The organism is Streptomyces sp. NBRC 110611 (assembly GCF_001590865.1).
GTDB lineage: Bacteria > Actinomycetota > Actinomycetes > Streptomycetales > Streptomycetaceae > Streptomyces.
Genome location: NZ_BBUY01000012.1, coordinates 1 through 26,109, shown reverse-complemented (window position 1 = coordinate 26,109; position 26,109 = coordinate 1). Strand labels below are relative to the sequence as shown.

Annotated in this window: 25 protein-coding genes, 1 pseudogene and 1 riboswitch; of the genes and pseudogenes, 16 read left to right on the top strand and 10 right to left on the bottom strand. The window is 71.9% G+C overall.

Going from position 1 to position 26,109, the window contains the following annotated elements:
• Positions 1-250 precede the first annotated feature (250 nt).
• From AZE13_RS22850 to AZE13_RS22830, 5 genes are all read left to right on the top strand, one after another.
• Positions 251-982: a class I SAM-dependent methyltransferase gene (locus AZE13_RS22850; protein ID WP_066935135.1), complete on the top strand. Its 732-nt coding sequence runs from the start codon at positions 251-253 to the stop codon at positions 980-982.
• An 88-nt stretch (positions 983-1,070) separates the two neighbouring features.
• Entirely contained in the window at positions 1,071-2,033 is a 963-nt protein-coding gene (locus AZE13_RS22845) for an N-acetylmuramoyl-L-alanine amidase (protein ID WP_258527934.1), read from the top strand.
• 355 nt (positions 2,034-2,388) lie between these two features.
• On the top strand, positions 2,389-3,270 hold the full coding sequence (locus AZE13_RS22840) for a DUF5336 domain-containing protein (RefSeq protein WP_066935132.1): 882 nt from the start codon (positions 2,389-2,391) through the stop codon (positions 3,268-3,270).
• 222 nt (positions 3,271-3,492) lie between these two features.
• Positions 3,493-4,512, top strand: a complete 1,020-nt coding sequence (locus AZE13_RS22835) for an LLM class F420-dependent oxidoreductase (RefSeq protein WP_066935126.1) — start codon at positions 3,493-3,495, stop codon at positions 4,510-4,512.
• Positions 4,513-4,621: 109 nt separating this feature from the next.
• Positions 4,622-5,038 carry a VOC family protein gene (locus AZE13_RS22830; RefSeq protein ID WP_066935123.1) on the top strand — a complete coding sequence of 139 codons (417 nt, stop codon included), beginning with the start codon at positions 4,622-4,624 and terminating at the stop codon, positions 5,036-5,038.
• A 79-nt stretch (positions 5,039-5,117) separates the two neighbouring features.
• Here AZE13_RS22830 and AZE13_RS22825 read toward each other — a convergent pair whose 3' ends face one another.
• The 4 genes from AZE13_RS22825 to AZE13_RS22810 all read right to left on the bottom strand — a co-directional run bounded on the left by AZE13_RS22825 (position 5,118) and on the right by AZE13_RS22810 (position 9,655).
• Complete coding sequence (locus AZE13_RS22825; protein WP_066935119.1) at positions 5,118-5,918, bottom strand: maleylpyruvate isomerase family mycothiol-dependent enzyme; 801 nt, start codon at positions 5,916-5,918, stop codon at positions 5,118-5,120.
• A gap of 312 nt (positions 5,919-6,230) precedes the next feature.
• Positions 6,231-7,301 (bottom strand): prenyltransferase, encoded by a 1,071-nt coding sequence (locus tag AZE13_RS22820; protein WP_066935116.1) that lies wholly within the window; start codon positions 7,299-7,301, stop codon positions 6,231-6,233.
• The gene (locus tag AZE13_RS22815) at positions 7,298-8,173 is read right to left on the bottom strand and encodes a class I SAM-dependent methyltransferase (protein ID WP_066935112.1); all 876 of its coding nucleotides are present in this window, start codon (positions 8,171-8,173) and stop codon (positions 7,298-7,300) included. Before AZE13_RS22815 ends, AZE13_RS22820 begins: the two co-directional genes overlap by 4 nt.
• 90 nt (positions 8,174-8,263) lie before the next feature.
• A complete protein-coding gene (locus AZE13_RS22810) occupies positions 8,264-9,655 on the bottom strand; it encodes a glycosyltransferase family 4 protein (RefSeq protein ID WP_066935109.1) in 1,392 nt (463 codons plus the stop codon).
• 274 nt (positions 9,656-9,929) lie between these two features.
• On the opposite strand from AZE13_RS22810, the gene AZE13_RS22805 reads away from it, so the two are divergent.
• A complete protein-coding gene (locus AZE13_RS22805) occupies positions 9,930-10,565 on the top strand; it encodes a TetR family transcriptional regulator (RefSeq protein ID WP_066935106.1) in 636 nt (211 codons plus the stop codon).
• Positions 10,566-10,609: 44 nt separating this feature from the next.
• On the opposite strand, the gene AZE13_RS22800 is transcribed toward AZE13_RS22805, so the two are convergent.
• The 3 genes from AZE13_RS22800 to AZE13_RS22790 form a co-directional block, all read right to left on the bottom strand.
• Entirely contained in the window at positions 10,610-11,647 is a 1,038-nt protein-coding gene (locus AZE13_RS22800; protein ID WP_066935103.1) for a D-alanine--D-alanine ligase, read from the bottom strand.
• Between the two features lie 85 nt (positions 11,648-11,732).
• A complete protein-coding gene (locus AZE13_RS22795; protein ID WP_066935100.1) occupies positions 11,733-11,966 on the bottom strand; it encodes a ferredoxin in 234 nt (77 codons plus the stop codon).
• A complete protein-coding gene (locus AZE13_RS22790; protein ID WP_066935097.1) occupies positions 11,966-13,417 on the bottom strand; it encodes an aldehyde dehydrogenase in 1,452 nt (483 codons plus the stop codon). Before AZE13_RS22790 ends, AZE13_RS22795 begins: the two co-directional genes overlap by 1 nt.
• A gap of 234 nt (positions 13,418-13,651) precedes the next feature.
• Positions 13,652-13,797: riboswitch (cobalamin riboswitch) on the top strand.
• A gap of 185 nt (positions 13,798-13,982) precedes the next feature.
• On the opposite strand from AZE13_RS22790, the gene AZE13_RS22785 reads away from it, so the two are divergent.
• From AZE13_RS22785 to AZE13_RS22760, 6 genes are read left to right on the top strand one after another with little or no spacing between them, the layout of a single operon-like run.
• A complete protein-coding gene (locus AZE13_RS22785; RefSeq protein ID WP_066935094.1) occupies positions 13,983-15,296 on the top strand; it encodes a prenyltransferase/squalene oxidase repeat-containing protein in 1,314 nt (437 codons plus the stop codon).
• A 5-nt stretch (positions 15,297-15,301) separates the two neighbouring features.
• On the top strand, positions 15,302-16,144 hold the full coding sequence (locus AZE13_RS22780) for an SCO2322 family protein (protein ID WP_258527933.1): 843 nt from the start codon (positions 15,302-15,304) through the stop codon (positions 16,142-16,144).
• Complete coding sequence (locus tag AZE13_RS22775; protein WP_258527932.1) at positions 16,141-17,361, top strand: energy-coupling factor transporter transmembrane component T; 1,221 nt, start codon at positions 16,141-16,143, stop codon at positions 17,359-17,361. Before AZE13_RS22780 ends, AZE13_RS22775 begins: the two co-directional genes overlap by 4 nt.
• Entirely contained in the window at positions 17,358-19,034 is a 1,677-nt protein-coding gene (locus tag AZE13_RS22770; RefSeq protein ID WP_066935091.1) for an ABC transporter ATP-binding protein, read from the top strand. The genes AZE13_RS22775 and AZE13_RS22770 overlap by 4 nt, the downstream gene beginning before the upstream one ends.
• Positions 19,031-19,852 carry an ECF transporter S component gene (locus AZE13_RS22765; RefSeq protein ID WP_066935088.1) on the top strand — a complete coding sequence of 274 codons (822 nt, stop codon included), beginning with the start codon at positions 19,031-19,033 and terminating at the stop codon, positions 19,850-19,852. The genes AZE13_RS22770 and AZE13_RS22765 overlap by 4 nt, the downstream gene beginning before the upstream one ends.
• A 44-nt stretch (positions 19,853-19,896) precedes the next feature.
• Entirely contained in the window at positions 19,897-20,661 is a 765-nt protein-coding gene (locus tag AZE13_RS22760; protein WP_066935085.1) for a class I SAM-dependent methyltransferase, read from the top strand.
• Between the two features lie 23 nt (positions 20,662-20,684).
• Here the strand turns inward: AZE13_RS22760 and AZE13_RS22755 are convergent, their stop codons facing one another.
• Positions 20,685-21,854, bottom strand: a complete 1,170-nt coding sequence (locus AZE13_RS22755) for a steroid 3-ketoacyl-CoA thiolase (protein ID WP_066935081.1) — start codon at positions 21,852-21,854, stop codon at positions 20,685-20,687.
• 231 nt (positions 21,855-22,085) lie between these two features.
• Between AZE13_RS22755 and AZE13_RS22750 the strand changes: the two genes are divergently transcribed.
• The 4 genes from AZE13_RS22750 (at position 22,086) to AZE13_RS22735 (ending at position 25,395) form a co-directional block, all read left to right on the top strand.
• The gene (locus AZE13_RS22750) at positions 22,086-23,318 is read left to right on the top strand and encodes a cytochrome P450 (RefSeq protein WP_066935078.1); all 1,233 of its coding nucleotides are present in this window, start codon (positions 22,086-22,088) and stop codon (positions 23,316-23,318) included.
• A gap of 348 nt (positions 23,319-23,666) precedes the next feature.
• Entirely contained in the window at positions 23,667-24,287 is a 621-nt protein-coding gene (locus tag AZE13_RS22745) for a DUF6230 family protein (RefSeq protein ID WP_066935073.1), read from the top strand.
• Positions 24,278-24,673, top strand: a complete 396-nt coding sequence (locus AZE13_RS22740) for a DUF6114 domain-containing protein (RefSeq protein ID WP_066935070.1) — start codon at positions 24,278-24,280, stop codon at positions 24,671-24,673. The genes AZE13_RS22745 and AZE13_RS22740 overlap by 10 nt, the downstream gene beginning before the upstream one ends.
• The gene (locus AZE13_RS22735) at positions 24,670-25,395 is read left to right on the top strand and encodes a hypothetical protein (protein ID WP_079124280.1); all 726 of its coding nucleotides are present in this window, start codon (positions 24,670-24,672) and stop codon (positions 25,393-25,395) included. The genes AZE13_RS22740 and AZE13_RS22735 overlap by 4 nt, the downstream gene beginning before the upstream one ends.
• A 23-nt stretch (positions 25,396-25,418) precedes the next feature.
• On the opposite strand, the gene AZE13_RS22730 is transcribed toward AZE13_RS22735, so the two are convergent.
• Positions 25,419-25,766: a hypothetical protein gene (locus AZE13_RS22730; protein ID WP_258527931.1), complete on the bottom strand. Its 348-nt coding sequence runs from the start codon at positions 25,764-25,766 to the stop codon at positions 25,419-25,421.
• A pseudogene (locus tag AZE13_RS22725) lies at positions 25,763-26,109 on the bottom strand (cytochrome ubiquinol oxidase subunit I); the annotation flags it as partial. The gene AZE13_RS22730 and the pseudogene AZE13_RS22725, both read right to left, overlap by 4 nt.

The following is a 26,109-nucleotide window of genomic DNA, read 5'->3' as shown; positions in this document are numbered from 1 at the left end:
GCGGAAGGCAGCCGGGGGGAAGTGGAACGCCGAGGCGGGGTCGCGGCAGGGCCGAGGCGGGGTCGCGGCAGGGCTGTGAATCCTCAACCCCCGGTGATGTTGGTGTAGTTGATACCGGTCGGGGATGTGGAGAGTGGACCGGCGGACAGCGCCACCGGTCCGCGCCCCTCCCCCGCCGTACACCCCTACGCGCCCCTCCCCACCCCGTACGGCACGATGAGCCACCCGACCGCACACCAGGAGGAAGCCCATGTCCGGCCGCCCCACGGCTCCGACTCCCCCCGCTCCGAGCCCCGCCGCCGCGCCCACCGCTCACGACGCTCCAGGCACTCCCGGCGCTCACGGCGCTCCCCGGCCGGAAGTCCTCGCGGCGTTCGAGGCGGCGAAGGGCTTCATGCCCGTGGGCGAGGGGCTCGCGCTGTACGCGGCGGCGGTCGAGGCGGCGGCGCTCGGGCTGCCGCTGGTGGAGGTCGGCACGTACTGCGGCCGGTCCACGATCCTGCTCGCGGACGCGGCGCGCGGCGCCGGGGTGACGACCGTCACCGTCGACCACCACCGGGGCAGCGAGGAGCAGCAGCCCGGCTGGGAGTACCACGACCCGTCCGTCGTCGACCCCGTGGTCGGCCGGATGGACACCCTGCCCACCTTCCGCCGCACTCTGCACGCCGCCGGTCTGGAGGACCAGGTGGTCGCCCTGGTGGGCCGGTCGCCGCAGATCGCCGCCCTGTGGCAGGCGCCGGTGGGCCTGGTCTTCATCGACGGCGGGCACACCGACGAGCACGCGACCGCCGACTACGAGGGCTGGGCGCCGCACCTCGCCCCCGACGGGCTGCTGGTCATCCACGATGTGTTCGCGGACCCGGCGGACGGCGGGCAGGCCCCGTACCGGATCTACCGCAGGGCGCTGGACTCCGGCGCGTTCACCGAGATCTCGGCGCACGGGTCGCTGCACGTCCTGCGGCGGACCGGGGCCGGTAGCTGAACACCCGGCATCCGGGCGGGCAGGCCGGCACCCGGGCGGGCAGGCCCGGCATCCGGGCGGGCAGGCGGTGCGGGCTACCATCGCGGACGTGTCGAACGGCAGTACTTTCCCCCCGCACCGCCGCCTGCGCGGCACCGTCCTGATGGCACTGGCCGCGCTGGTGGTCGTCGGCTTCGGAGGCTGGCTGGCCCTGCGCTCGTCGGGCGGTGACGGCGGCGAGCCGGCGAGAGCGGGGCAGCCCGCGCCGAGTCCGAGCCGGCCGGCGGGGGACGCGCCCGGGGACGGAGAGTCGCGGGGAGACGGCGGGGCACGCGGAGGCGACCGCACGACGGGACCGGGCGGCCCGGGGCACGGGCAGGCCGAGCCCCGTCCGCACAGCGGCCTCGAAGGCCGGACCGTGGTGCTCGACCCCGGTCACAACCTGCGCAACCGCGACCACGGCCGGCAGATCGCCCAGTTGGTGGACATCGGCAATGGGCGGAAGGAGTGCGACACCACCGGCACCGCCACCGAAGACGGTTACGCCGAGGCGTCCTTCACCCTGGACGTCGCCCGGCGCGCCCGCGCCCTCCTGGAGCGGCAGGGCGTCAAGGTGGTCCTGACCCACGACGACGACCGCCCGTACGGGCCGTGCGTGGACGAGCGCGCGGCCATCGGGAACCGGGCGCACGCCGATGCCGCGGTCTCGATCCACGCCGATGGCTCGGGTATCGGCGACCGCGGCTTCCACGTCATCCTCCCCGCACGGGTCACCGCCGGCCGGGCCGACACCTCCAGGATCGTCGGGCCCTCGCGGCAACTGGGCGAACGGCTGGCCGGCCAATTCCGCGCGGCGACCGGGAGTGCGCCGTCCAACTACCTCGGCGACGGCAACGGCCTCGACGTCCGCTCCGATCTCGGCGGCCTCAATCTCTCCGGCGTCCCCAAGGTGTTCCTCGAATGCGGCAATATGCGCGATCCGAAAGATGCCGCGCAATTGACCGACGCCCAGTGGCGGGAAAAGGCCGCCCGCGGGATCACCAAGGGCATTACGGACTTCTTGACGCTTTGAGCCGACTCCTTAACGCTTTGATCGGCTTCTTGACGCTTTGGTCCGTCGCCTCAACGCCTTGATCCGGCTTCTTGAGGCATTGATCAGCGATCCGGATTCCCGACACGGTGAACGACGTCCGACGCGGCGAACGGGCGCCTTGAGACGGTGAGGTGAACGTACGTCCCGAGACGCCGGCCCTGGCGATCGACTACCGGTTTCGAGACGACGTCCGGCAGCGCGCCGAAACGAAGGGGACGGCCCGCCGGATCCGGCGATAGGTTCCCCTCTACGATGGGTGGCCACCGCCGTGCCTCGCACCGCGCGCACCGCAACCGCGACGACCAGACCCACGAAAGAGACAAAGGACCCTTACGTGAACATCCGCTCCCTCACTCGAGGCGACGGCGTGGTGATCGGAGCAGCGGTGTTGCTGTTCATCGCCTCGTTCCTCGATTTCAGCGGCGCCCCGGACTGCACCGGCCCGTACGCCAAGTACTGCGAAGCCGCGGCACAGAACGTCAGCAGCCTCAACGCCTGGGACTCGCTGCCCACGCTGATGAGCATCTACCTGGCCGGTGTGATCGCCGCGGCGATCATCGCCGTCACCCGTATGCTGCCGCAGCCGCGCAAGGTCATCGGTATCGACCTCGCCCAGTTCGGTGTCGCCCTGAGCGTCTTCGCCGCGTGGACGGCGTTCTGGAGCATCGTCGGCGCCAACGCCGGCGCCGGTCTGATCCTCGGCCTGATCGCCGCGCTGATCCTGGCCGGCGGCGCCATCGCCACGCCTCTCGTCCCGGCGCTGCAAGCCGCCCTGATCAGCGCCCCCAAGCCGCAGGCCGCCGCCCCGTACGGCGCCGGCGCCACCCCGGGCTACGGCTACCCCGGCACCCAGCAGCAGGCGGACCAGGGCTACGGCTATGGCTACCCGGGCGGCCAGCAGTCCGGCCAGATGCCCGGGCAGCAGGCCCCGGGCGATGCCACGTCCGGCGGCGCGACGGGCGCCACCCCGGCAGGCGCCACCCCGTCGAGCGGCACTCCGGCGGGCGGGGCCCCGGCGGACTTCGCGCCGTTCTGGTTCGCGGTGCCCGTCGCGCGTCCGCTGTACGGCGAGGACGGCTCACCGTCGCCGATCGCCGAACTGGCGCCCGGCACCTGGTACCTCGCGGTGGAGCAGCGCGGCCAGGCCCTGATCGCGCAGACCCAGGACGGCCGGCGCGGCGTCCTGCAGGACACCACCGGCATCCAGCGCGGCTGAACCGGACGCACCACCGTCCGCACGGTGCACCACCGGTGTACCGCCCTCCGGGCCTCCGGGCCTCCGGACTTCCGGACGGGCCAACGGTCCTTTCGCGGCCCCTCGTCCCCTACGGGCGGGGGGCCGTTGCGGTGTCCGCCGGACGGCCGTACAGTTCGCCGGGCCGACGCACCTGACACACCGTCAGTGGCCGACGGCCGGCGTCCCGGGGAGGCGACCCGTATGCGACTCGGTCTGGCACTGGGCTACTGGGGCCGTGGCCCCGACCCCCGGCACCTGGAACTCGCCCGTGAGGCGGAGCGGCTGGGCTACGACTCGGTGTGGACCTCGGAGGCCTGGGGCTCGGATGCCTTCACGGCGCTCACCTGGATCGCCGCCCACACCTCACGCATCCGGCTCGGCACCGCCGTCGCCCAGATGGCCGCCCGTACGCCCACCGCCACGGCGATGCACGCCCTCACCCTCGATCACCTCTCCGGCGGCCGGCTGCTGCTGGGCCTGGGGCTGTCCGGACCGCAGGTCGTCGAGGGATGGTACGGACGGCCGTTCCCCAGGAGCCCGCTGACCGCCACCCGCGAATACGTCGACGTGATCCGCCAAGTGCTGCGCCGCGAGGGGCCGGTGGAGGTGGACGGGCTCTTCCACGCCCACCCCTACCGCGGCGCGGACGGCACCGGCCTCGGCACACCGCTCAAGCCCATCACCCACCCGTTACGCCGCGATCTGCCCGTCCTCCTGGGCGCCGAGGGCCCCAAGAACATCGCCCAGGCGACCCGGATCGCGGACGGCTGGCTGCCGCTGTACTGGTCCCCACAGCGCACCGACGTCTACCGGGCCTCACTCGCCGACGCCCCGGACGGGTTCCTCATCGCCCCCTTGGCACGCGCCGTGGTCTGCGACGATGTCGCCGAGGGGCTGCTGCCGGTCAAGGCGATGCTCGGCTTCTACATCGGCGGTATGGGCCACGCGGCCAAGAACTTCCATGCCGATCTGATGGCACGGATGGGGTTCGAGGAGGAGGCCCGGCGGGTGCAGCGACTCTTCCTCGAAGGCCACCGGGACGAGGCCGTGCGCGCCGTCCCGGACGCCTTCGCCGACGAGATCTCCCTCGTCGGTCCACGCGAAAGGATCGCCGAACGCCTGGAGTTGTGGCGCTCCGGCCCGGTCACCGATCTGCTGATCACCGCCCCGGACCCGCACACGCTACGGATCCTGGCCGAGCTGAACGACAGGTCCTGCTGAACGACAGGCCCTAAGGCCAACGCCCGATACGCACATGATCGTTTGCCCCCTACTCTCCGGTGCGACGGTTCTTCCCTCACGACCAGTCGACCCAGCAGGAGGCGACAGCATGCCGGCCAACAGCACCGCACATGTGCGTATCGCGCGCCCGTCACGTGATCTGGCAGCAGCGGAACGGTTCTGGGTCTCCGGCCTCGGCCTCAAGATCCTGTACCGGCACGCGTCGGACGGCACTCCAGGCCCACACCAGCACTCACTCCTGATGGTCGGCTGGCCGCATGCCGCCTGGCACCTTGAGCTGGTCCACGATCCGCTCGCCCCCGTGGACCCGCAGCCGACCCCCGAGGACCTCTTGGTGGTCTATCTCGGCGAACCGGTGCCGGCCTCTCTGGTGGCACGGCTCGAACGACACGGCGGCATGCGCGTGCCCGCGCACAATCCCTACTGGGACACCTGGGGCGTGACCGTCCGGGACCCGGATGGGTACTCGCTGGTGCTGTCCACCCGTTCTTGGTCCAACGCCTGACCTTGGTCCGACACCTGCCCCCGGCTCCTGGCCTTGGTCCGGCACCTGGCCTTGGTCCCGCTCCTGGCGTCCGCCCTCGTCACGCGAAGGTGACGACCTTCAGCCACCGGTCCAGAAGCGTGTGGTCGCCCAGGATGTCCACGTTCCCGGAATCGGCCGGCTGCCGGCGGAGGATGACCAGGAGAAGGTCGGTGAGCCGGCCGCGCAGGGCGACGGCGGCCTTCTCATGGGCCCGGCGGTGGGTGACGGCGTCGCCGGTGAGGTCGATCAGCCACTCCGCGGCCAGCTCCGGTGGCGCATCGGTCGCGTGGAGGTGGAGCGTGCGGCCGGGGCCCAGTACGCCGGCCATCTCGGGCTTGCGCGCCGCGAACTCCGGCAGGCCGACCATTTGCAGCCACTCCTCCAGGCAGTCGGCGGCGACCTCGGGCGGTACGTCGAAGGCAGCGCCCGAGGTGAGTGCGGCGTCCGCCCGGTGGATCACCGTTTCGTGCGTCATCCGACGGGCCCAGAAGCCCGCCCGCCGCACCGGCGCCCAGGTCCACACCTCTGTATCGGGACCGGCCTCGCGCAGCGCGGCCACGGCCTGCTCCGCGCCCTCCGCCAGCCAGGCGTCCAGGGCCGCCGCGTCCTCGCCGGCCGGACCGGCCCCCTCCGGGACGTCCGCGAAATCGACGTTCTCCGTCGCTCGGGTGGCGACGATCGTGCCCGCCCAGCGGTGCGCGCCGCCGACATGCCGGGCGAGATCGGCCAGTGTCCAGTCCGGGCAGGTCGGCACGGTCGCGGAGAGATCGCCATGGCGTACCGCCGCCCGGAACTTCTCGGTCTCGATGAGGAGTTGGGCGCAGTATTCCTCATGGGTGAGGGAGCCTTGGAGAGTCATGTATCGCACATTAGGGCGATGCCGGCGAGTGCGGCCACTCATTTGCTCAATTGTGCCGGGGGTGGCGGCACCTCCCGGTCGCCGATCGCACGGATGGCCCGCCGGAGGGTGCCGCTACCGTCGCTGCGAGTTCCGGTACAGGACGGGGAGAAGAGCGCGACACGACTCCGGCGGGCTGATTCGCCGCAATCCACTTATCCGCAGCCTGCCCTGCCCGCCGTGCCCCCGCCACCCGGGGTGATCCATACGGGGAAGACCCGACCCGTACAGGTCAGCCCACCGGCAGCGGACCCCCACCGGCAGCGCGGCCGCCTACCGGCAGCAGTCCGGGTCGAGGCCGGTCGGCAGCCGTTCACCGCCGAAGACCGAGGTCGTGGCCTCGTCACCGCCCACTGCCGCCACCGCGAGCAGCAGCGAGCCGGCCGTCCAAGAGGTCCGTTCCCGTGGCCAGATCGCGTCGTCGTCGAAGACATAGCCGGTCCAGTACATACCGTCCTCGGCGCGGAGGTGCTGGATCCACGTGAGGATCTGTACGGCCCGCTCGGACTCCCCCATCGCCCACAGCGCCAGCGCCAGCTCCGCGCTCTCGCCACCGGTGACCCAGGGGTTGGGCAGGACGCAGCGGACGCCCAGGTCCGGCACGACGAAACGCTCCCACTCCGCGTCGATACGGCGCCTGGCCTCCTCGCCGCGCACCGCGCCGCCCAGGATGGGGTAGTACCAGTCCATGGAGTAGCGGGCCTTTTCCAGGAACCGCTCGGGGTGGCTGCGTATCGCGTGGCCCAGGCGGCCGACGGCCAGCTCCCAGTCGGGCTGCGGCTCCTCGCGGTGTTCGGCGAACGCGAGGGCGCAGCGCAGCGCCTGGTAGAGGGAGGACGAGCCGGTCAGCAGGGCGTCGGTGACGGGTGTGCCGTCGTCCTCGCGCTTCCAGCCGATCTCGCCGCCGGGCTGCTGCAGCTCCAGGACGTACTCGATCGCCGCGTAGACCGTGGGCCACAGCCGGTCGAGGAAGGCGTCGTCGCCGGTGGACAGGTAGTGGTGCCAGACGCCGACGGCGATATAGCCGCAGAAGTTGGTCTCCCGGCCCCGGTCGGTGGGTGCCCCGGCGTCGCCGTCGGCGTAGGCCGCGTACCAGGACCCGTCCGGGTTCTGATGGCGGGCCAGCCAGTCGTACGCGGCCTCGGCGCGCCCGTGTTCGCCGGCCGCGTCCAGGGCCATGGCGGCCTCGGTGTGGTCCCACGGGTCGAGGTGGTGTCCCCGGAACCAGGGGATCGCGCCGTCCTCGCGCTGGGCCGCCAGGATGCCGGCGACCGTACGGGCCGCCTGTTCGGCGGTGAGCACCCCGGGCAGGACGAGCCGTTCGGTGCGTCCAGGGCTCGTCACTTGGCGGTCCCTGCGGAGCGCTTGGTCGCGGCGGAGGCCTTGGTCGCGCTGGACCGCTTGGTCGCGTCAGAGCCCTTGGACGCGGCGGAGCCCTTGGTCGCGGCGGACCTCTTGGTCGTGGCGGACCGGGTCGTCCCGTCCGCGGCCGTCGCCTCCGGCAGATGCGGCTTGGTCGCGTAGACCACGAAGCTCTTGCCGATGACCGGATTGAGCGCCCGCTCGGCCAGCCGGGTGGCCAGCGGCTTCTTCATGATGTCCCAGACCAGCAGCTTGTGGTACGCCTGCACCGGCAGCGCCTTGTCGTTGTCCACCCCGAAGGCGCACTTGAGCCACCAGTAGGGGCTGTGCAGCCCGTGTGCGTGGTGCGTGCCGTACGGCTCCAGGCCGGCCTCGCGTATCTTGCCGAGCAGCTCCTCACCGCGGTAGATGCGGATATGGCCGCCCTCGACCTCGTGGTAGGCGTCGCTCAGTGCCCAGCAGACCTTCTCCGGTCCGTAACGGGGCACGGTGACGGCGATCCGGCCGCCGGGGCGCAGTACCCGCACCATCTCGGCGAGCACGCCCTTGTCATCCGGGATGTGTTCCATCACCTCGGAGATGATCACGACGTCGAAGCTCTCGTCGGGGAACGGCAGGGCCAGCGCATCGCCCTCCATGGCGACGGCGGACGCGCCCGCCGGGGCCTCCCCGGCGTCCTCCATCGCGGCGAACCACTTGGCGACCTCACGGATCTCGTCACCGTTCTGGTCGAGGGCGACGACCTGCGCGCCCCGCCGATAGCACTCGAAGGCGTGCCGGCCGGCACCACACCCCAGGTCGAGCACGCGGTCGCCCGGGGCGAGCGGGAAGCGGGAGAAGTCGACGGTCAGCACGGCGTTCTGCTTTCGTCCGGCGGCGGGTGGTGGCGGTGGGGGCTGTGGGACTGTGAGGGACTGTGGGATGTGGGGGACTGTGAGGCCGGTCTAGGTGCCCGGGACGGGGGCCGCGGTCCGGCCGCCCCGGAGGGCGATCGCCTCGCGGTAGCGCTCGGCGGTGCCGATGGCGGCCTGCCGCCAGGTGAAGCGGGCCAGCACCCGCTCCCGGCCGGCCGCGCCGAGTCTGCGGCGGAGCTCCTCGTCGCCCAGGAGGCGGAGCAGCCCGGTCGCCAGCGCTCCGGCGTCGCCCGGCGGCACCGCGAGGCAGGTCTCGCCGTCGGGTCCGGCGACCTCCGGGATGGCGCCGCCGGTGGTGGCCAGCAGCGGGGTGCCGGTGGCCATCGCCTCGGCGGCGGGCAGCGAGAAGCCCTCGTAGAGGGACGGGACGCAGGCGACCTGGGCACTGCGGACGAGGTCGACGAGTTCGCCGTCGGTGATGCCCTTGACGAACTCGATGGCGCCGGAACCGGCCCCCAGTCCGAGCCGTTCGATGGCGGCGGCGACCGGCCCGTCGTCGGCGCGCTTGCCGACGACCACCAGATGGGCGTCGGGGTGCTCGGTGCGTACCTTGGCGAGCGCCTCGACGAGGTGGATCAGGCCCTTGAGGGGGACGTCGGCGCTGGAGGTGGTGACGATCCGGCCCGGCACCTCGGGGACGGCCGGATCCGGCGAGAACAGATCGGTGTCGGCGCCGATGGGGACCACATGGATCCGGTCCGGACGTACGCCGAGGTCGTCCACGATCTCCTGGCGGGAGGAGCCGGAGACGGTGAGCACGGACGGCAGCCGTCGGGCCACCCGCTTCTGCATCCGGGTGAAGCCGTACCAGCGGCGGACCGAGGCGCGGCGCTTCCAGTCCTTTGCGGCCGCCAGGTCGAGCCGCCGGTCGACGGTGATGGGGTGGTGGATCGTGGTGACCAGCGGGGCACCGAGCGCGCCCGGGCCGCCGAGCAGGCCGTAGCCGAGGGTCTGGTTGTCGTGGATGACGTCGAACTGGCCGCGGCGGGCGGCGAGGTGGCGCCGGGCGCGGAGCGAGAAGGTCAGCGGCTCGGGAAAGCCGCCCGTCCACATCGTGCCGACCTCGAGGGCATCGACCCAGTCGCGGTACTCGCCGCGCTTCGGCGTACGGAACGGGTCCGGCTGCCGGTAGAGGTCCAGGCTGGGCAGCTCGGTCAGGGGCACGCCCCCGTCGAGGACCGGATAGGGCTGGGCGCCGATGACCTCGACGGTGTGGCCGAGACGGGCCAGTTCGCGGGAGAGATGGCGTATATAGACACCCTGTCCGCCGCAGAACGGGTTTCCCTTGTACGTGAGCATCGCGATGCGCAGGGGGCGCCCGTGGTCGCCGTGGGCGGTGGCCTCGGAGCGCGACGGGCGCCCGTGGTCACTCGGGGTGGTGGCCTCGGCGCGCGCGGCTGCCTGGACGGCCTCTGCGGTCACGCACGGCCCCCTTCTCGCTGGACTTTCGCCGGAGCGTAACCGCTGGCGGTAATCTAGAACAAGTTTCAGAACTGCCGAGCTGTTGAGCCAGGACAGGCCCTGAGCCACCGGCAGCTACCGACCAGTTCACCGAGCTTCGAATCTACCGGCCGAGAACGATGCGAGAAGTGCCGCACCAGGTGATTCGCGCCACCACCCGCACCCCTGCCATGCTGTGCCGATCACAGCACCGGCACTCACCGCATCGCGGACGGAATGCCATGGAATGGGAAATATGACTACGGAATCCAGGGCGGCCAGGCCGACACTTCCCGCGAGTCCTCCCTTGACCGAGCGTCAGGAGGCCCGGCGCCGCCGCATCCTGCACACCAGCGCCAAGCTGGCGTCCCGTGGCGGCTTCGACGCCGTGCAGATGCGCGAGGTCGCCGAATCCTCCGGCGTCGCGCTCGGCACCCTCTACCGCTACTTCCCCTCCAAGGTGCATCTGCTGGTCGCCACCATGCAGGACCAGCTCCAGCACATGCACGAGACCCTGCGCAAGCGGCCGCCGTCCGAGCGGGAGCCGGGCGCGCGGGTCGCCCAGACCCTGATGCGGGCCTTCCGCGCACTGCAGCGCGAGCCGCATCTCGCCGATGCGATGGTGCGCGCGTTGACCTTCGCGGACCGGTCGGTGAGCCCCGAAGTGGACACCGTCTCCCGGCTGACGACGGCGATCATCCTCGACGCGATGGGCCTGGACGGGCCCGCCACCCCCGAGCAGCTGTCCGCGGTCCGGGTCATCGAGCACACCTGGCACTCGGCGCTGATCACCTGGCTGTCGGGGCGCGCGTCGATCGCCCAGGTGAAGATAGACATCGAGACGGTCTGCCGCCTCATCGACGTGACGGCGCCGGAGCAGGGGCAGAGGTAGCGGTAGCGGTAGCCGTAGCGGCAAAGGCAGGCCGCCCGCGTACTTCAGCGCGTCGCGAGGTCCACGATGCGCTGGATCAGGTCGGGGTAGGCCCAGCCGGCCCCGGTCGCCGCGAGCGGCACCAGGCTGGTCGCGGTCAGGCCCGGGAGCGCGTTCACCTCGAGGCACATCGGCTCACCGTCGGCGTCGCAGCGGAAGTCGGCGCGTGAGTACGTGGCGCTGCCGAAGCCCAGCGCCCGATGTGCGCGCAGCGCCAACTCCTGTAGCCGGGAGGCGAAGTCGGCCGGAATCCGCGCCGGACACACCTCGTCGACCGCCCCGGGCTGGTACTTGGCCGTGTAGTCGAACAACGGCGTCGTCAGCTCGATCTCGACCACGGGGAGCACCTGGTCACCGACCACGGCGACGGTGAACTCCCGCCCCGGAAGGAACGGTTCCACCAGCAGCTCACCGCCTTCGGAGTGCACCTCGGCCGCGACCCGCGCCAGCTGTGACAGCGAGTCGACCCGGTGGACCGACACACTCGAACCGTCCGCGACCGGCTTGGCCACCACCGGTCCGGCCGCCACCAGCCGCCGCACGTCCTGCGGCACCTCACCCGCCACGGGCCGCCACAGCACCCGCTCGGCCACCGGCACGCCCGCGGCGCCCAGCACCGCCTGCGCCCGCCCCTTGTGCCACGCCGCCGCGCAGGCCGCGCTGTCCGCACCGGTGAACCGCACACCGGCCATTTCCAGCAGCGCCTGCACATGCCCGTCCTCGCCCCAGCCGCCGTGCAGCGCCAGGAACACCGACTCGGCCCCGCGCAGCAGCTCCAGGACCGGACCGCCGGTCAGGGCGGCGTGCATGCGCCGCCGCAGCTGATGGCGGTCCGGCAGGGACGGCGGCTCCTTCCCCACCCCGACGCCGTCGACCGCGTCACCGGGGCGCAGCGGCCCGGCCAGAACCGGCACCTCGGCGGCCGGGTCGACCAGCACCACCTCGTGTCCCCGCTCCAGCGAGGCCCGGGCGACCGACCAGCCCGAGGCCAAGGAGACGTCTCGCTCCGAACTCTCGCCACCGCACAGGATCACTACACGCATACGTGGATTCTGCCGCACCGCTCCGGCCCTCGCCGGTACCGGCCCTCGCCCGTGCCCGCTCCCCCCAAACCCCTCGCTCCTCAGGTCACTCCTCAGGAGGGAAGACCGCCGCACCGCTGTCGGCGGCGGTGAGGGCGATCGCCTCCACCGGACAGCCCTCGGCCGCCGCCAGCAGGCTCTCCGCGGCGTCCGTCTCCGTCGCCGTGGGGTGCGACTGACGGGCCGGGCCCAGCCGGAAGCCGTCCGGTGCCATGGCGACGCACATCCCCGACCCGATGCACACCCTCCGGTCCACCGCCACCCGCCAGCGGTCCGCCATCAGGCACCCACCGGCAGATGGATCATCTTGTGCTCCAAGTACTCGCCGAAGCCCTCGGGGCCGAACTCCCGGCCGATGCCGGAGTTCTTGTAGCCCCCGAACGGGCCCAGCAGGTCGATGCTGAAGGTGTTCACCGAGTACGTACCGGTACGCACCTGCCGGGCGATGCCGGTGCCGTGCTCGACGTCGGCGGTCCAGACCGAGCCGGAGAGCCCGTAGTCGGAGTCGTTGGCGATCCGGACCGCCTCCGCCTCGTCCTCGTACGGCAGCAGGCAGATGACCGGGCCGAAGATCTCCTCGCGGGCGATCCGCATGGAGTTGGCGACCTCGCCGAAGAGGGTCGGCTCGACGTACCAGCCGGTGGTCCGCTCCTTGGGACGGCCGCCGCCGGTGAGGACCTTGGCGCCTTCCCGCCTGCCGAGGGCGATGTAGTCCAGCGAGCGCTGCTGCTGGCGGCGGGCGACCAGCGGTCCGACCTCGGTGGCCGGATCCAGTGGGTCGCCGACGGTGAGTGCGGCGGCCGCCGCGGTGAAGCGTTCGGCGATCTCGTCATAGCGGCTGCGCGGCGCGAGGATCCGGGTCTGGGCCACACAGGCCTGGCCGTTGATCATCCAGGCGAACGGCACGATGCCGGCCACCGCGGCGTCCAGATCCGCGTCGGGCAGGATCAACGCCGCGGACTTGCCGCCGAGTTCGAGGGTGACCCGGCTGAGGTTGCGGGCGGCGACCGCCATGACCCGTTTGCCGGCCGCGACCGAGCCGGTGAACGACACCTTGTCCACACCCGGATGCCCGACCAGGTACTCGCTGACCTCGCGGTCCGCCGGGAGGATCGACAGCACACCCGGCGGCAGCCCGGCCCCGGTCACGATCCCCGCGAGGAGGTACGCGTCCAGCGGGGTCTCCGGCGACACCTTCAGCACCACCGAACAGCCGGCCAGCAGCGCCGGTGCGAGCTTGGCGGCGGCGGTGAACTGCGGGACGTTCCACGGCACCACGGCCGCGACCACACCGACCGGCTCCCGGCGTACGAGAATCGGCCCCAGCACACCGTCCCGCCGCTCTTCGAACGAGAAGTCGCGGGCCACGGTCAGTGCCGCGTCCCAGGCCAGCACCGAGGCCAGCGCCTGCACCATGAGGCCGGAGGTGACCGGGGTGCCGTTCTCGGAGCTGATGATCCTGGCGACCTCCTCGCTGCGCGCCGCGAGCGCGTCCTTGATGCGGGTCACCACCGTGATCCGGTCGGCCAGCGGAGCGTTCGACCACACTCCGGACTCGAACGACGTACGGGCGGCGTCCACCGCGCGGTCGACATCGGCCCGCGAGGCGTGCGGGACCCGGCCGATGACCTGTTCGGTGTGCGGCGACACGACCTCGATCGTGTCCCGGCCGGCCGGATCGGCCAACTCACCGCCTATGTAGAGCTTTCCGTGCTCGACGAGGTCGCTCATCGCTGCCGCCTCCTGCGGGTTGGCCGCTGTCCGACGCCGGTGCTCCGTACCGCGTCAGAACTGATACCAGTTCTAGTTACAGGAGTCCATGACGAGAGCGGCGAGCGCTCGACCACTCAATCCGCTAATCCCGAAATGCCTGGAATGTGCAAAATGCCCGATACTCGATGTCTGATGCCTGATGCCCGTGGTCGGCTCATACGTGCGGGCGAGCGCACACCTGGCGCCGGTTAAGGTGTGCGGGACAACTTCATCCGTACCTGATCGGGGAAAGCCGGTGGAAATCCGGCGCTGACCCGCAACCGTAAGGACGGCGGTGCGCACCAGGCGGTGCCCCCGCCGTACGAGCCGGAGCACCCGATGGGGCACGACCAAGGCTCCCGCCACCGGATCCGGAGGCCGCCCACCCGGGCGGACGGCCCGGTGCGCGGCACCGTCGAGGTATGCGGAGCTGAGCCCGGTGTCCTCGCGCGCCCGATCGCAGGATCGGCGCGCGCGGCCTGCCGAGCGCGGCTCCGTACCACCGCCGCGACCCGACCCGAGAGGCACCGACCCGATGGCCCCCATGGCTTCCATGGCTCCCCAGGCTCCGCTGACGCACCCCGTCGCCTTCCTGGCACGCCGCGCCGCCACGGCGCTGGCTGCCGTGGCGGTGCTGGGCACGGCCGCGGCGCCCGCCGCGTTCGCGGACGCTCCGTCGCCGTCCCCGTCGGCCGGCAAGCTGCCGAGCGGGCTGTACGGCACGAAGGACCCGCAGTACGACGGCGTCTGGCGGCAGTCGCTGGCGCTGCTGGCGCAGCACACGGTGGGCGTACGGCCCGCGGCGCCGGCCGTGGACTGGCTGGCCGGGCAGCAGTGTGCGGACGGCTCGTTCGCCGCCTTCCGTGCCGAGCCGGGCAAGCCGTGTGACGCCAAGACGATGCGGGACACCAACCAGACGGCCGCCGCGGTGCAGGCGCTGGCCGCCCTCGGCGGGCACGGCGACACCGTCAAGAAGGCCCTGGACTGGCTGAAGTCGGTGCAGAACGACGACGGCGGCTGGAGCTCGATGCCCGGCTCGCCCAGCGACGCCAACTCCACCTCGGTGGTCATCGGCGCGCTCACGGTGGCCGGTGAGAAGGCGGAGTCCGTCACGTCCGCGAAGGGCGGCAAGAACCCGTACGACGGGCTGCTCACCTTCCAGCTGGGCTGCGACGCCAAGGAGGGCGAGCGGGGCGCCTTCACCTTCCAGCTGAAGGGAGCGGCGCCGAACGCGGACGCCACGGCGGCCGCCGCCACCGGCCTGCTCGGCATGGGCTTCGTCGTACCGCCGGCCGGTGACCGCGCGGACACCCCGGTCAAGCCGCTGAGCTGCGAGGAAGGCAAGCAGGAGGGGACCGCGGGGCGGGACCGGGCGGCCGACGCCGGGGCCGCCTACCTCGTCGCACAGCTCGACGCGAACGAGCAGCACCTGCCCTCCGCGATGCCGGGCCAGGAGAAGCAGCCCGATGTCGGCAACACCGCCGATGCCGTGGTCGCGCTGGCCGCCGGCGGGCACGGCAGCGCGGCCCGGAAGCCGCTGAAGTGGCTGGAGCGGAACGCGGCGGACTGGGCCGAGCAGAACGGCCCGGCCGCGTATGCCCAGCTCGTACTCGCCGCGCACGCCACCGGTAGCGACCCGCGGGCGTTCGGCGGTACGGACCTGGTCGCCGCGCTGAACGCGACCGGCCCCAAGCCGGCGGCGGTGAACGGGAAGGGCGCCGAGGGGGCGGACGCGTCCGAGGACTCCCAGGGCAGCGGCGGTGGCTTCGGCTTCTGGTGGGTCATCGGCGTCGGGCTCGCCATCGGTGCCGGCGTCGGCTTCCTGCTGAGCGGCCGCAGGAAGAAGAACGACCTCTGATGCGGATGACGCGGCTTGCGCGGCCGATGTGGCGGACGCGGCGGACTCAGCGACACCAGCGGACTCGGCGGACTCGGCGGACTCGGCTGACGCCTCTCGGGCGGGGCTTCGGGACGCTGCTGCTGGCCGGTGCGGCCGTCGGTCTGGGCGCCGGGCCGGCCCAGGCCCAGGAGTACCGCTACTGGTCCTTCTGGCAGGGTGCGGACGCCAAGGGCGGCAGTGGCCCGAGCGGCTCCGGATCCTGGACGTACGCCACCGCGGGGCCAGGCACCGTACGGCCGGCCGATGGCACGGTCGAGGGCTTCCGCTTCACCGTCAGCGCCGACTCCGCGGCGGCCGGCACGCCGCGCACCGCCGCGGACTTCGACGCGATCTGCCGCGATACCCCTGCCAAGGACGGCCGTAAGCGGATCGGCGTCGTCATCGACTTCGGCACCGCCACGGACGCGCCGGACGGCGAGCGGCCGCCGAAGACCCGGACGGAGTGCGCCCAGGTGCCCGAGGACGCCTCGGCGGGCGAAGCGCTGGCCGCGGTCGCGCCGCCGCTGCGCTACGACTCCAGCGCGCTGCTGTGCGCCATCGCCGGCTTCCCGAAGGCGGGCTGTGGGGACCAGGTGAACGGATCCGGCGGGGCGAAGGGCAGCGGCTCGAAGGGCGCCGAGGGAGCCGAGGAGGCAGAAGGAACCGAGGGAGCCGATGCCTCCGGCTCCAAGGCGAGCGGTGACGGCACCGGGGGCGCGGGCTCCGGTACCGACGACGGGCCGTCCGCCGGACTGCTCGGCGGTGTCGCGGCCGTCGTCGTACTGGGCGCGGCGGCCGGGTGGCAGGCGCGCCGCCGGCGCGGATGAGCGCCCCGCAGGCGACCCGTACCACCGCGCTGCACGCCGGCGCCTGGTGGCTGTGGGCGCTCGGCCTGGCCACCGCGGCCTCCCGCACCACCAACCCGCTGCTGCTGGGACTCCTGGTGGGAGTGGCCGGCTATGTGGTCGCGGCGCGCCGTACGGATGCGCCGTGGGCCCGTTCGTACGGCGCGTTCGTCAAGCTCGGCCTGGTCGTGATCGCCATCCGGCTGGTCTTCGGGGTCGTTCTCGGCACCCCCGTTCCCGGTACCCACACCCTGTTCACGCTGCCCGAAGCGCCCCTTCCGGACTGGGCCCAGGGCGTCCGGCTCGGCGGCCGGGTCACCGCGGAGGGCATGGTCTTCACGCTGTACGAGGGGCTGAAGCTGGCCACCCTCCTGATCTGCGTCGGCGCCGCCAACGCGCTCGCCAACCCGGCCCGGCTGCTGAAGTCCCTGCCGGGCGCGCTGTACGAGGCCGGCGTGGCGGTCGTGGTCGCCATGACCTTCGCGCCGAACCTGGTCGCCGACGTCCAGCGGCTGCGCGCCGCCCGCCGGCTGCGCGGCCGCCCCGACCGCGGGTTCAAGGCGCTGCTCCAGGTCGGCCTGCCGGTGCTGGAGGGCGCGCTGGAACGCTCGGTGGCGCTGGCCGCGGCGATGGACGCCCGCGGCTACGGCCGGAGCGCACGGGTGCCGCGCGCCGTACGGCACACCACGTCCGCGCTCACCCTCGGCGGGCTGCTCGGCATCTGCGCGGGTACCTACGGCCTGCTGGGCGACGCCGGGGGCGGCTACGGGCTGCCGCTGCTGCTGGGCGGACTGGCCGCGGCCCTCGGCGGACTGTGGCTCGGCGGCCGCCGCTCGGTCCGTACCCGCTACCGCCCGGAGCGCTGGGGTCCGCGCGCCTGCCTCGTCGCGGGCTCCGGTGTCGCCGTGGCCGCCGCGATGATCTGGGCCAACGCCTGCGCACCCGCCGCCCTGCACCCGCCCGCGGTGCCCCTCACCGCTCCCGTCCTCCCCCTCTGGCCGGCCGCGGCCGTCCTTCTCGGGCTGCTCCCGGCGGTCGTGGCACCGGCCCCGCGCCCGGCCGTGGCACGCGCCGAATCCGCCCAGCGCGGGAAGCAGAAGAGGCACGAGAAGCCCGGGACGCACGAGAAGTACGAGAAGCCCGGCACGCACGAGAAGCCCGAGACGTACGAGCGGCACAAGAAGGAGCCCACCCAGTGATCCGGTTCGAGCAGGTCTCGGTCACGTACGGCGACGCCGCCGGGCCGGCCGTCCAGGGCATCGATCTGATCGTCCCCGAGGGCGAACTCTGCCTCCTGGTCGGCCCCTCCGGCGTGGGCAAGTCGACGCTCCTGAACACCGTCTGCGGTCTCGTCCCGCACTTCACCGGCGGCACCCTGCACGGCCGCGTCACCGTCGACGGCCGCGACACCCGCACCCACCGACCGCGTGAACTCGCCGATGTCGTCGGCACCGTGGGCCAGGACCCGCTGTCCCACTTCGTCACCGACACCGTCGAGGACGAACTCGCCTACGGCATGGAGTCGCTCGGCCTCGCCCCTGATGTGATGCGCCGCCGCGTCGAGGAAACCCTGGACCTGCTGGGCCTCGCCGAGCTGCGCGACCGTGCCCTCAGCACCCTCTCGGGCGGCCAGATGCAGCGGGTGGCGATCGGTTCGGTGCTCACCACGCACCCCAAGGTCCTGGTCCTCGACGAGCCGACCTCGGCCCTCGACCCGGCTGCCGCCGAAGAAGTGCTCTCCGTACTCCAGCGCCTGGTCCACGACCTGGGAACCACCGTCCTCCTGGCCGAGCACCGCCTGGAACGCGTGGTTCAGTACGCCGACCAGGTCATTCTCCTCCCCTCCCCCGGCGCACCCCCGGTCATGGGCGCCCCGGCCGACGTCATGGCCGTCTCTCCCGTCCATCCCCCCGTGGTGGCCCTGGGCCGGCTGGCACGGTGGTCCCCCCTGCCGCTCTCCGTCCGCGACGCCCGCCGCAAGGCCGCCCCGCTCCGCGAGCGGCTGCGTCCGGTGCCGGTGTCAGGGCCGGTGCCGGTGCCGGCGCCGGACGTGCCCGACGGCGGCAGCGCCGCACAGGCCCCCACGGACTCCGCCGCACAGGCCCCCACGGGCCCCGTCGCGGAGGTTTCCGGGCTCGGTGTCCGCCGGGAGCGGATCGACGCACTGCACCGGGTGGACCTGACGGTCCGGGCCGGCGAGACCATCGCGCTGATGGGCCGCAACGGTGCGGGGAAGTCCACCCTCCTCGGCACGCTCGTCGGCATGCACCAGCCGTCCTCCGGGTCGGTACGGGTCGGTGGTGCCGTACCGCACCGCACCAGCCCCCGCACCCTGCTGCGGCACGTCGGCCTCGTTCCGCAGGAACCCCGCGACCTCCTCTACGCCGACACCGTCGCCGCCGAGTGCGCCGCGGCCGACCAGGACGCGGGCGCGCCCGCCGGCAGCTGCCGGACTCTGGTCGGCAGGCTGCTGCCCGATGTGCCGGACTCCGTCCACCCCCGTGACCTGTCCGAGGGCCAGCGGCTCGCCCTCGCCCTCGCCGTCGTACTGACCGCCCGCCCGCCGCTGCTCCTCCTCGACGAGCCCACCCGTGGTCTGGACTACGCCGCCAAGGCCCGCCTGACCGAGGTGCTGCGCGACCTGGCGGCCGAGGGCCACGCCATCGTCCTGGCCACCCATGATGTGGAGCTCGCCGCCGAACTGGCGCACCGCGTGGTGATCCTCGCGGACGGTGAGATCGTCGCCGACGGGCCCACCGACGAGGTCGTGGTCTCCTCTCCCTCCTTCGCCCCGCAGGTCGCCAAGGTGCTGGCGCCGCTGCCCTGGCTGACCGTTCCTCAGGTCGCGCGCGCCCTGGAGGCCACCGGATGAGTACCCGACCCGTACGGCTCGGGCCCCGCTCCGTCGCCGCGCTGGCCCTGGTCTCGGTCACCGGCGTGATGGCTTTCGGGTGGCCGCTGCTCGCCGACTCCGCGTCCGGGCTCGCCCATTCCCAGGACGCGCCCTGGCTGTTCGCCGCGCTGCTGCCGATGCTGCTCGCCGTGGTGGTGGCGACCATCGCCGACACCGGCCTGGATGCGAAGGCCATCGCGATGCTCGGCGTGCTGGCGGCGGCCGGAGCGGCGTTGCGCCCGCTGGGCGCGGGGACGGCCGGTATCGAGCCGATGTTCTTCCTGCTGGTGCTGTCGGGCCGGGTGCTCGGCCCCGGCTTTGGCTTCGTGCTGGGTTCCGTGGCGATGTTCGCCTCGGCACTGCTGACCGGTGGCGTCGGCCCCTGGATGCCGTTCCAGATGCTGACGATGGGGTGGGTGTCGATGGGCGCCGGCCTGCTGCCGGGGTCCGACCGGCTGCGTGGGCGCCGCGAACTGGTCATGCTCGCCGCGTACGGCGCGGTCGCCGCCGTGCTCTACGGCGTGATCATGAACCTCCAGGGCTGGCCCTATATTGCCGGTATGGCTTCGGGCGTCTCCTTCGTCCCCGGCGACCCGCTCGATCAGAACCTCGCCCGCTATATCGCCTACTGCCTCGCCACGTCCCTCGGCTGGGACCTTCCCCGGGCCGTGGTCACCGTGATCCTCACCTTCACCCTGGGCGGCACCATCCTCAAGGCCCTGCGCCGCGCCACCCGCCGCGCCGCCTTCGATGTGCCCGCGACGTTCCGTCCGTCCTCTCCTCCGCCTCCGCCATAACGCGGGCCGCCGTCCATAACGCGGCCTTCCGCCAAGATGAGGAGATGACCCCCACACCACGCGCCCATGCGTTCAACACCGCCGCCGCCCAGTACGCGGCGAGCCGGCCGTCCTATCCGCCGGCGCTGTTCGCCTCGGTCGAGGAGTTCATCGGCCGCCCGCTCGCGGACTGCCGCGTCGCCGACATCGGCGCCGGCACCGGCATCGCCACCGCCCTCCTGCGGGAGCGCGGCGCACGGGTGATCGCCGTCGAGCCGGGCGGCACCATGGCCGCCCAGTTCCGCGAGGCGCTCCCGGATGTGCCGGTCGTCCGGGGCGACGGCAATGCCCTGCCGCTCGCCGACGCCTCCCAGGACCTGATCACCTACGCACAGTCCTGGCACTGGACCGACACCGCCCGCTCCGTCCCCGAGGCGCTGCGCGTCCTGCGTCCCGGCGGCGCGCTCGCGGTCTGGTGGAACACCAGCGCCTTCGACGTCCCGTGGATCGCCGCCCAGGACGAGCGCGTCGCCGCCCACTGCGGAGGGACGCCGCGTTCCGGGCGCCCCCGCCCCGACGACGGCGATGCCGTCCGGCTGGCCGGCCTGGCAGATCTCCGTGTCGCGCGCCGCCAGGTGCGCTGGAGCCGCACGGTCCCCCTCGACACCCATCTCGCCAACATCAGCAGCCGCTCGGCGTTCCTCGTCCTCGACGCCGCCGACAACAACGCCTTCCTCGCCAGGGAGCGCGACCACCTGCGCCGGCTCTTCCCTGACGAGAGGGTGGCAGAGACCTACGTGGTCGACCTGCTGGTGGCCGCCCGTCCCTGAGACCCTCCAGGGGGAGACGCCGCTCAGAGCCGCTGAATGATCGTCGCCGTGGCCAGTGCTCCGCCCGCGCACATGGTGATCAGGGCGAACTCCTTGTCCGTGCGCTCCAGTTCGTGCAGGGCGGTGGTGAGGAGCCGGGCGCCGGTGGCGCCGACCGGGTGACCGAGGGCGATGGCTCCGCCGTTGACGTTCACCTTCTCCAGGTCCTGCTCGAAGACCCGCGCCCAGGAGAGCACCACGGCGGCGAAGGCTTCGTTGATCTCGACGAGGTCGATGTCCTTGAGCGACATCCCGGCCTTGCCGAGTACCGCGCGGGTGGCGTCGATCGGGCCGTCCAGGTGGAAGTGCGGATCGGAGCCGACCAGTGCCTGGGCCACGATGCGGGCCCGCGGGGTGAGCCTCAGGGCGCGCGCCATCCGCTTGGAGGCCCACATCACCGCGGCGGCACCGTCGGAGATCTGCGAGGAGTTGCCGGCCGTGTGGACGGCGGTCGGCATCACGGGTTTGAGTCCGCCCAGCGCCTCCATACTGGTGTCGCGCAACCCCTCGTCGCGGTCGACCAGCCGCCACATGCCCTGGCCCGCGGCCTGTTCGTCCTCGGTGGTGGGGACCTGGACGGCGTAGGTCTCCCGCTTGAAGCGCTCCTCGGCCCAGGCGACGGCCGCCCGCTCCTGCGAGATCAGGCCGAGCGAGTCGACGTTCTCACGGGTCAGCCCCCGGTGGCGGGCGATGCGTTCGGCGGCCTCGAACTGGTTGGGCAGATCGACGTTCCACTCTTCGGGCCAGGGCCTGCCGGGACCGTGCTTGGAACCGCTGCCCAGCGGCACCCGGGACATCGCCTCGACGCCGCAGCCGATGCCGATGTCGATGACCCCGGCCGCGATCATGTTGGCGACCATGTGGTTGGCCTGCTGGGAGGAGCCGCACTGGCAGTCCACGGTGGTCGCCGCGGTCTCGTACGGGAGGCCCATGGTCAGCCAGGCGTTGCGGGCCGGGTTCATGGACTGTTCACCAGCATGGGTGACGGTGCCGCCGACGATCTGCTCGACGCAGTCGGGCTGGATGCCGGTACGGGCGAGGAGTTCGCGGTACGTCTCCCCCAGGAGGTAGGCGGGGTGGAGGTTGGCGAGCGCACCACCGCGCTTGCCGATCGGGGTGCGTACTGCTTCGACGATGACGGGTTCCGCGGCCATGACTGACTCGTCCTCTCCTCGCGTCCGAGGGCGTCCCGGCACCCACGGAAGAAGAACTAGTACGCGTTCTAGTTGTGCGAACAGTCTCGTGAGCCGCCCTCCGGGGCGCAAGAGGCAGGCAAGCCCCTTGCCACTTGCGGAACGCGTTACTACCTTCACCGCGACCTCCGTTCGCCTGACGGTACGTCAGGTGCGCCGGACGGAGCCGGAGCCACGGACCAGGAGCCGCCGATGCCATGCCCAGCGCTGCCCGAGGGGTTCGATCTCACCGATCCCGACGTCTACCAGTCCCGCGTCCCGCTCCCCGAGTTCGCCCAGCTGCGGCAGACCGCGCCCGTGTGGTGGAACGCGCAGCCGCACGGCATCGCCGGCTTCGACGACGACGGCTACTGGGCCGTCACGCGCCATCAGGACGTCAAAGAGGTGTCCACCAGGCCGGAGCTGTTCTCCGCCAACCTCAACACCTCGATCATCCGCTTCAACGCGTCGATGCCCCGCGACCAGATCGACGCACAGAAGCTGATCATGCTGAACATGGACCCGCCGGAGCACACCCGGGTCCGCCAGATAGTGCAGCGGGGCTTCACCCCGCGCTCCATCCGCGCCCTGGAGGAGGCGCTGCGCCGACGGGCGGAACATATCGTCGCCACGGCGCGGGACAGCGGCACCGGGGACTTCGTCACCGACGTGGCCTGCGAACTCCCCCTCCAGGCGATCGCGGAACTCATCGGCGTCCCCCAGGACGACCGGGCCCGCATCTTCGACTGGTCCAACAAGATGGTCGCGTACGACGATCCCGAACTGGCCATCACCCAGGAGGTCGGCGCCGACGCGGCGATGGAGCTCATCTCGTACGCGATGAACCTCGCCACGGCGCGCAAGGAGTGTCCGGCGCGGGACATCGTCAGTCAGCTGGTGGCGGCCGAGCACGAGGGGAATCTCGGCTCCGACGAATTCGGTTTCTTCGTGCTGCTGCTGGCGGTGGCCGGAAACGAGACGACGCGTAACGCCATCACCCATGGGATGCACGCGTTCCTCACCCACCCAGGGCAATGGGAGCTCTACCAGCGCGAGCGGCCGGAGACGGCGGCCGAGGAGATCGTGCGCTGGGCGACCCCGGTGGTCTCCTTCCAGCGCACCGCCACCCAGGACACCGAACTGGGCGGCGCGCGGATCAGGAGGGGACAGCGGGTGGGGATCTTCTACGCCTCCGCCAACAACGATCCGGAGGTCTTCGACCGTCCGGAGGTCTTCGACATCCTGCGCGACCCCAATCCGCATCTGGGGTTCGGGGGCGGCGGACCGCACTACTGCCTCGGCAAGTCCCTGGCGATCCTGGAGATCAACCTGATCTTCCACGCCATCGCGGACGCCATGCCCGGGATATCCCTGGCGGGCCGGCCCCGGCGGCTGCGCTCGGCGTGGCTCAACGGCGTCAAGGAGCTACGGGTGCGTTACGGCTGACGCGTCCCACGACCCCACGGCGGAGAGCGGGAGAGCGGGGGTGTGGGAGTGCGGGAGAGGGCGGGCGGACGGGTCGCGGTCTGTCCGAAATCGGTTCGTCACTCAACCTTGCCAGCCTTCATGGGCGGACCTACCTTTAACTCGCAAGTAACACGCGGCAGTTCGCAGCTTGTTGGCAGCTCGTCCGCAACTTGTTCACAGCTCGTTGGTGGGCTCGTTCGCGGCTCGTGGCAGTCGCAGGCCCTCATACCCCCCATGCCCGCTTACACCCATTACCCCCGTAGGTAGCGCACCTCCCCATGGGTAACGACGGTGCGCGCTCCACGCTCTTCGAAGGGGACCCACACCATGAAGGACTCTCAGGGCAGACCCGTCACGGGACGCATCAGCTGGCGGAGGTTCGCCGTGCTGGCCGTCCCGGCCCTCGCCGGTACCGCGGCGCTGGGCATCGCTCTGGCCAACGGGGCCCTCGCGGCGTCGTTCGCCGTATCAGGACAGCAGTTCAAGGTGTCCGCCGACAGCCTCAAAGGCGACGGTTTCGCCCAGTACGGCAGCATCGACCGCAATGCCAGAGGTGACCTCCTGCCGGTCGCGGTGACCGCCATCAAGACGGCCCGGATGAGCCATCTGTGCCAGTCGGTGGTCACGCATCTGCCCGTCATCGGCGACATCTCGCTCAATCTCAGCGCCGGTACGGGCGACACACCCGTCGAGGCGACCAACCTCTTCGTGGACGCCACCCAGCTCGCCGGTAACGCGTCCTTCCGCAACATCGAGATCGGCCGGGACGCCTCCACCCTGAACAAGGGACCGAGCAACGCCCAGGGCCTGCAGGACCTCTTCGCCCAGCAGGCCGACGACGTCACCATCACCAAGCTGCGGCAGACCGCCTGGGCCACCAACGCGGGGACGTTCAAGCTCTCCGGGCTGAGCATGAAGGTCTCCAAGGGCTCGAAGGAATGCTTCTGACCTGGCGGCGCTGGCGGAAGGGGCGGCCCTTCTGGGGCGGTCTGGCAGCCGTCGTCGCCGGCGCCGAGATCTGCGCCATCCCGCTGGCACCGCTCAAGATCATGCTGCAACAGGGCATCGCCGGTATCCCGTCGGTGCTGATGGGACTGGTGATGATCCTGATGGGGCTCTCGGCGTGGTTCGCACCGCAATATCGGGGTATCGCGGGCGTCTTGACCGTTCTCTGTGCGGCGGCCGCGCTGGTGATGTCCAACCTCGGCGGATTCCTGATCGGGACGGTCATCGGGATTCTCGGCGGTTCGATGATCTTTGCCTGGCAGCCGGCGGCCGGCGCTCTGCCGCACCCCACGTCCGGTACCACCCCCTCTGGAAAGGCAGCACGATGACGACGCAGCAGTCCGCACATTTGCGGCACACCCGAAGACGCGCCTTATGCGCTGCCGGCACCGGGGCCGTCGCGGCCCTCGGGCTGGCCTTCGGCGTGACGAGCCCCGCCACGGCACATCCGGCCGGGACGCCGGCCACCGCCGCAGCCGCAGCCGCAGCCGCAGCCGCAGCCGCGACCACCGTCAGCCCTGCGGGGCACGGCTTTACCGCCACCCTCACCGGCGAGGCCACCTTCAAGGCCGGTTCGGTGACCGTCACCTGCACCACCTCCGCCTCCAGCGGGCAGGTGCCGGCCGCGCCCGGTAACCACAACGAGGCCGGTCCGGTGAGCAGTTCCACCACCCCGGCGACCTACGAGTCGTGCACGACGAGCATGCCGGGAGTCGATGCCACGGTCACCTCGACCGGCACCTGGGGTGTGACCATGCAGCACGGAACCCCGGCGACCGCCGGGCTGACCATCCCCTCCGGCGGAGTCGTCCTCAAGACCACTGGACTGGCGTCCTGCACGGTGACCACCGCGCCCGGCTCGGCGGCGACGGTGAACGGCACCTGGACCAATGGCGCGCCGTCCACCCTCACCTTCACCGACGCCAAGGTGCCCGTGAAGGTGGAGGGCGGTTTCGGCTGCCCGACCAATGCGACCAGTTCGGCGTTCAACGCGACCTACAAGATCACGGACACCACGGACCCCGCGTCCCAGATCACCGTCACCGGCTGACGCACCACCGGCCGACGCCTCGTTCAACGGGACGCCAGGCTGACGGCCGTCGCGGTCACCAGCACCACCACGGCCAGTGCGCCGGCCAGGAACGCGGTGATCAGCCGTCTTCGCAACGCAAGGTAGACGCCTTCGTATTCGGCCCGCAGCGTGATGCTGCGGGCCGCAATGCGCTCCAGAAATTCCCGGGACGCATTGCGCTGATCCCGGCAGTAGCGCGACGCCACCTCCTGCCGCTGGGCGTCGGTCAGCCAGGGCAGACCGGCACAGAAGGCATCCGCGCGGATACGCGCCCGGTCCTTCTCCCCCTCCCAGAGGAGATACCCCTCGATCTCATTGATGGCCCGGTCCATGCTCATGTCCATGTTCATGCGACTTCCGGGTGGTGCAGGTCGAATGCCGGGGATTCGGAGCGAATACGCGGCAGGGCACGGAAATTGTGCCGCGGCGGCGGGCAGCTCGTCGCCCACTCCAGCGAACGGCCGTAGCCCCACGGGTCGTCGACGGTGACCTTCTCACCGTACTTCGCGGTCTTCCAGACGTTGTAGAGGAAGGGCAGGAGAGAGAGCCCGAGGAGGAAGGAGAAGATGCTGGAGACCGTGTTGAGAGTGGTGAAACCATCGGCGGCCAGATAGTCGGGGATCCGGCGCAGCATGCCTTCCGCACCGAGCCAGTGCTGGACGAGGAAGGTGCCGTGGAAGCCGACGAACATGG